Source organism: Candidatus Pantoea gossypiicola (genome assembly GCF_008632075.1).
GTDB classification, from domain to species: Bacteria; Pseudomonadota; Gammaproteobacteria; order Enterobacterales; family Enterobacteriaceae; genus Pantoea; species Pantoea gossypiicola.
Genome location: NZ_VWVM01000045.1, coordinates 1 through 4,884, shown reverse-complemented (window position 1 = coordinate 4,884; position 4,884 = coordinate 1). Strand labels below are relative to the sequence as shown.

General features: G+C 53.0%; 9 protein-coding genes. 8 read left to right on the top strand and 1 reads right to left on the bottom strand.

Translation table 11 applies throughout. The features are described 5' to 3' along the window. Nucleotides 1-43: 43 nt before the first annotated feature. Nucleotides 44-754, bottom strand: coding sequence for a DUF4145 domain-containing protein (locus tag F3I20_RS23750; protein WP_150016019.1), 711 nt, complete (start codon nt 752-754; stop codon nt 44-46). On the opposite strand from F3I20_RS23750, the gene F3I20_RS23745 reads away from it, so the two are divergent. The 8 genes from F3I20_RS23745 to F3I20_RS23710 form a co-directional block, all read left to right on the top strand. After that, nucleotides 753-953, top strand: a complete 201-nt coding sequence (locus F3I20_RS23745; RefSeq protein ID WP_150016020.1) for a hypothetical protein — start codon at nt 753-755, stop codon at nt 951-953. The genes F3I20_RS23750 and F3I20_RS23745 overlap by 2 nt on opposite strands. A gap of 96 nt (nt 954-1,049) precedes the next feature. Then, complete coding sequence (locus F3I20_RS23740; protein WP_150016021.1) at nt 1,050-1,397, top strand: hypothetical protein; 348 nt, start codon at nt 1,050-1,052, stop codon at nt 1,395-1,397. Between the two features lie 9 nt (nt 1,398-1,406). Further along, a complete protein-coding gene (locus F3I20_RS23735) occupies nt 1,407-1,652 on the top strand; it encodes a phage holin (protein ID WP_150019583.1) in 246 nt (81 codons plus the stop codon). Between the two features lies 1 nt (nt 1,653). Further along, a complete protein-coding gene (locus F3I20_RS23730) occupies nt 1,654-2,184 on the top strand; it encodes a lysozyme (RefSeq protein ID WP_150019582.1) in 531 nt (176 codons plus the stop codon). A 449-nt stretch (nt 2,185-2,633) separates the two neighbouring features. Then, nucleotides 2,634-3,095: a lysis protein gene (locus F3I20_RS23725; RefSeq protein ID WP_150019581.1), complete on the top strand. Its 462-nt coding sequence runs from the start codon at nt 2,634-2,636 to the stop codon at nt 3,093-3,095. A 50-nt stretch (nt 3,096-3,145) separates the two neighbouring features. Next, nucleotides 3,146-3,661, top strand: coding sequence for a hypothetical protein (locus F3I20_RS23720; protein ID WP_150019580.1), 516 nt, complete (start codon nt 3,146-3,148; stop codon nt 3,659-3,661). 67 nt (nt 3,662-3,728) lie between these two features. Beyond that, complete coding sequence (locus F3I20_RS23715) at nt 3,729-4,271, top strand: motility associated factor glycosyltransferase family protein (RefSeq protein WP_150019579.1); 543 nt, start codon at nt 3,729-3,731, stop codon at nt 4,269-4,271. Next, nucleotides 4,268-4,884: hypothetical protein (locus F3I20_RS23710; protein ID WP_190286183.1), on the top strand; the 617-nt coding region annotated here is incomplete at its 3' end. The genes F3I20_RS23715 and F3I20_RS23710, both read left to right, overlap by 4 nt.

Genomic DNA, 4,884 nt, shown 5'->3' with positions numbered 1-4,884 from the left:
AATTCGCCGGTTTAGCTCAGATGGCAGAGCGTAAGGACAGTTATCAGGCTACAGGATCAGTTTTATGCATTTCACTGTCTACACGCCTCGGCAGCACAAATGCGATCTCCAGAAATAACCTGATGAAAGCAACAAGCTCCTTCGCTTGTTCATGTGTCGCGCTCAGTTCATGGACCGCTTCGTTACCATTTATGCGGACGCGGTGCGCCCAGTCTTTCATGGACTCAGTGAGAATGCCGTCGTTTCTGGCCATCTCAATTCGGGACAGCAGGTTTCCTTTTTCATATCCCAGCTTCCTTAATGCCACCTCCATAACGCTACGACATCCAACGATGATGCGGGCTGGACTGCGATCACGCTGAACATCTTCCTGCAGCTCGATGAAGATTTCTCTTATTTCATCCGGGTACCAGGGGGAGCTATCTGGCATCTGTGGCTTAGGAAAAGAATCGATGACTTTGGGTGGCTCGCCGTTATAACGCCATTCACTCTGGGTGCCGGAGGTTTTACAAAGCTGGAGCTGGCCGTACCCACACGAAAATCTCACCAGAATAGGCGACTCGCATTCCGGACAGGTCGAAACACCAAATGCTTCAACCGGGGTGTCCTGAGAGTAAGACCGCACCTGTACAGATGGCCCGCTATTCACGGCCCCTGCCGGTGCAGGCTGACGGTGCCTGTATTCACTAATACTGTATAAACGAAAATTGACCTCGCGTGCGCAGTGAGGGCAAGTTTGTCTGAGGGTGAACATGTCAAATTCCTTATCTGAACTGGTCAGTGATTATGAAGGCTGCATAACTGATTCTGCAGTGGATTCTCTTGCTGCAATAGAGAAAAAATTCTCTCTGACGCAAGGGCGTCAGGGCTGGGATACTGCTGTAAAAGGACTCGCCATGGCGCTGATTATCGCTGAAAACCGCCGGCGCTTTCTTGAGACAGATTCAAAATAGCCAGTTGATTTATAACCCAAGCCACGATCAGCAACTTACCGCGCACCCTGCGCACGGCTGGCGCGTGGCTTTTTTCTTTTCCAACCGGTAAATGCCATGAATAAAAAATATCTGTATCTGGCGGGCGCAGCAGCTGTGTGCCTGCTGCTTCTGCACGCCTGCAGTCATGATGATTCGCCTGTTTCGGTTGCAGATGCACCGCCTGTTCAGCCGCCGGTAGTGGTTCAGAATCCTGCTCCTGTCGTGGTGCATGACAGCGACAACGGTGGATTTTTCTCAGGCCTGATGATGGGGCATCTGATGAGTGGTGGTAGCGGTTACAACCATCACACTACGGTCGTGCATCACTACAGCACACCGCGATATTTAGCACCGCGCTATTCCCGCTCTCGCACGGTGACGACCTACCGTTCAACCCGAGGCTATTACGGACGCAGACGTTAAGGAAAAAATGTGCACGCTCATCACGTTACCACTTCCGCATCTTACGGCGTTGCGGCGGGTTCATTCTTTATTGGCCTGCTGAACTACCTGACGCCTGAGCAGTGGAGCGCCATCGGCGTTCTGGCAGGTGCGGTCATCGCGCTCATCACCATGGTCGTTGATGCCTACTTCAAGCGGGCTAACGCCCGGGCTTACCGTGCCTGGCTGAATTCACATCAGGGTGCTGTATCGCCGGACGACATGCCGGGGAAATGATATGGCCAGAGTATCAAAAGGTCGCGTTGCCGTTGCCGCCGCTGCCTGTTCGGTCACGCTCATCATTAATATCATACTGTCTCATGACCTGGTGCGCACGAACCGGGCCGGGCTGGAGCTTATCGGCAATGCTGAGGGCTGCCGTCGCGACCCTTACACCTGCCCGGCAGGCATCATCACCGACGGGATTGGCAACACGCACGGCGTGAAGCCGGGCACACGAAAAACCGACCAGCAGATAGCACAGGATTGGGAAAAAAATATCCAGGCAGCTGAGGAATGCGTTAATCAGTACGCAGACGGTAAATCCCTGAGCGACGACACCTTCTCCGCCGTCACCTCCATCACGTTCAATGCCGGCTGCGCAGCAATGAAGAAATCCACACTTTTCGCGCTGCTGCGTCAGAGTGAGATAAGGCAGGCCTGTGATCAGTTCCCGCGCTGGGTTTATGGCGGCGGAAAGTTACTGCCCGGACTCGTTCATCGCAGGGATCAAGAAAAGGCGCTTTGCCTGAAGGGGGTATACCAATGAAATATTATAAATATGATTTTATATGCCTGGGGATATTAGTGAGTACTGCTTTCATCAATGAAAAGCATGCTTTACTGAATGGCATGCTTTTTCTTCTCGCTGGCATGATGTTGAGCGCTGGAGTATTAAACAGGCGGCGAACTACTTATCGGACTTTCTCCTGAAATCTGACTCATATTTTTTAACTTTTTTCTCATAATGTTTTTTAATCAGGATATTCATTGTCCAGATTACAGCAGAACCTGAATAGCCAATGATTTTCCAGGTGCGCGGGGAAAACATATCAAGAAAAGCTTTAAAGTGAATACTAAAAGAGTGGAGCATTTCAACCCTCGTTAGTTACAGCCTGGCAGCTAATGTGAATAACAAGGTTATATGTTCCGCTTTTTTCCCAGCATTAGCAAACAGCGGTGTCTGTGCTTCGCAAATTCTTAATGTCACTCCTGAATATGAATATTTATCTTACGGCTCCACTTATTGTTACCGTGCTTGCCTTAGGCTGGGCCGCCGACCATTATCACAGTAAAGCCATAGCCTGGCGCACCACCGCCCGACAGTCTCAGCAGCTGGCGAAACGGCAGGCTACTACCATCACCGACATGACCCAGCGCCAGCAGCAGCTGACCGCACTCGACAAAACCCACACGGAGGCGCTCAGTGCTGCCGAATCTGAAAATGATGCTCTTCGCCGCCAGCTTGCCGCTGGTACTCGCCGGATGTATGTCCACGCAAAATGTCCCGTGTCCGGTACCGGCACAACCACAGCAGCCAGCGGCCTGGTCAATGGAGCCGCCGTCGAACTCGCTACAGATTCTCGACGAAACATTCTCGACATCCGCGCCGGCATCATCCGCGACCGGGAAAAGCTGAAGTATTTGCAGGACTACGTGCGCACCCAGTGTTTGAAATAGCCAGGTGGGCAGCAGTAAAATGCATTCACCTACACTTTAAGGGGGTTAATATGTCTCTTGCCAAACAAATGCGCCTTGCTGAACTGAAGGCCAAAGAAAAAGAATATCTTAACAACCGTGCAGACCGCCATTTTGCGATGCTGCCTTCACTGGCCATGGATCACCTCAATAAAGCTCGCAATTATTTCAGCGATAAAGGCTTCTCGGTTACTGAGCATCGCGAGGGTTTCGATGCGACTTATCATGGGCTGGTTGTAAAAGCATCATTGTCGGGGCTTGATCCACGAACTTTTATAGCTGATTTTCTCATAAATTTTGAGATTAATAAGCGTGAATGGTCTGTTGGCGTTGTTCTTACGTCACAGACAATTCCAAACTATTGCGGTAGCACCGAGGCAGACCGACAAATTGCGTGGTATGAAAATGTATTGTTGCCAAAACTTGCGTCAATGGGGAATTCTGATATTGATGGCTCATGCAGGTATTTTGTGTTCAATAACATACCACCCATTGAGCACAAAAAAGCCGATGATTTTGATCAGGCTCTGAGTCTGATATTCGATTAAACCTCGTTTTATTACATACCCTAAAAAGCCTCATCAACTGGTGAGGCTTTTTATTGTGAGGGTGTTAATGCAGGAAAAAACTTTCATTTGCATCGCCAGCGGCCCCTCACTGAACGCCAGTGACTGCCGCCTGGCGACAGCATCCGGACATCCTGTCATCGTCGTTAACTCCTGCATCAGCCTCGCTCCGGATTGCGATCATCTTTTTGCCGCCGACTGCAGCTGGTGGGACAAATATCACAGCACGCTGAAGACCCGGGCTCAGTGCTGGACGGTAAGCGGCCGGGCGCACCTGCGCTACGGCGTGAACCTGTTCCGGCCGCCCGATAACGACTCCTTCAACTCTGGCCAGCGTGCCATACAGCTGGCGGCACATCTCGGTGCTGAGCGGATCATTCTGCTGGGCTACGACTGCTCGCTGGCAAACGGCACCCACTGGCACGGTGAACACCCGGACGGTCTGAAGAATCCAGACGGCGAAAGCATCCGGCGCTGGCAAAGTGAATTTCAGCGTCTGGCCAGCAGCCTCCCATCTGTCAGCATCATCAACTGCTCGCGCCGAACGTCCCTGACCTGTTTCCCGCGCGCGGCACCCGAAGAGGTTTTATGACGCAGTATAATTTTCAGGGCATGCTGGGCCTGGGCGACTCCATCTACCAGCGCCCGTTCCTGCGCCAATTCCCCGGCGCTTACGTGCGCACCTGCTGGCCGGAGCTGTATAGGGGCCTCGATATAAAGTGCGTGCGCAGCGGAACACATCTCCGCACACAGGAAAAACACGAGCTCCGCACCCGGTACGCATATCACCCGGCCCCGCGCGGCGGCGTAATAAAGCGCATTGGCTACGGTCCGGACGACCTTGCCAGTGGTGGCATTATCCCGGCATTCCGGCGTCAGTTTGGCGTCAGCGGCCCGCTGCTGTTCGACCTGCCGCAGTTTAATGACCTGCATCCGCGCGTACCGGTTGATAAACCCGTCGCCATTATCCGGCCGGCCACCCTGCGCACGGAGTGGGCCAGCGCGTCCCGCAATCCCGATCCGGATTATCTCGTCCGCGCCTCGCAGCAGCTGCGCCAGCACTTTTTCGTGGTGAGCGTGGCTGACACCGTGCCGGGCGTAGAGTGGGTTGTGGGTGAAGAGCCCGAAGCCGATCTGAAACTCCACCATGGTGAAATGACGCTGACTCAGCTGTGCAGTCTCTATGCGCATGCTGCCTGCGTGGT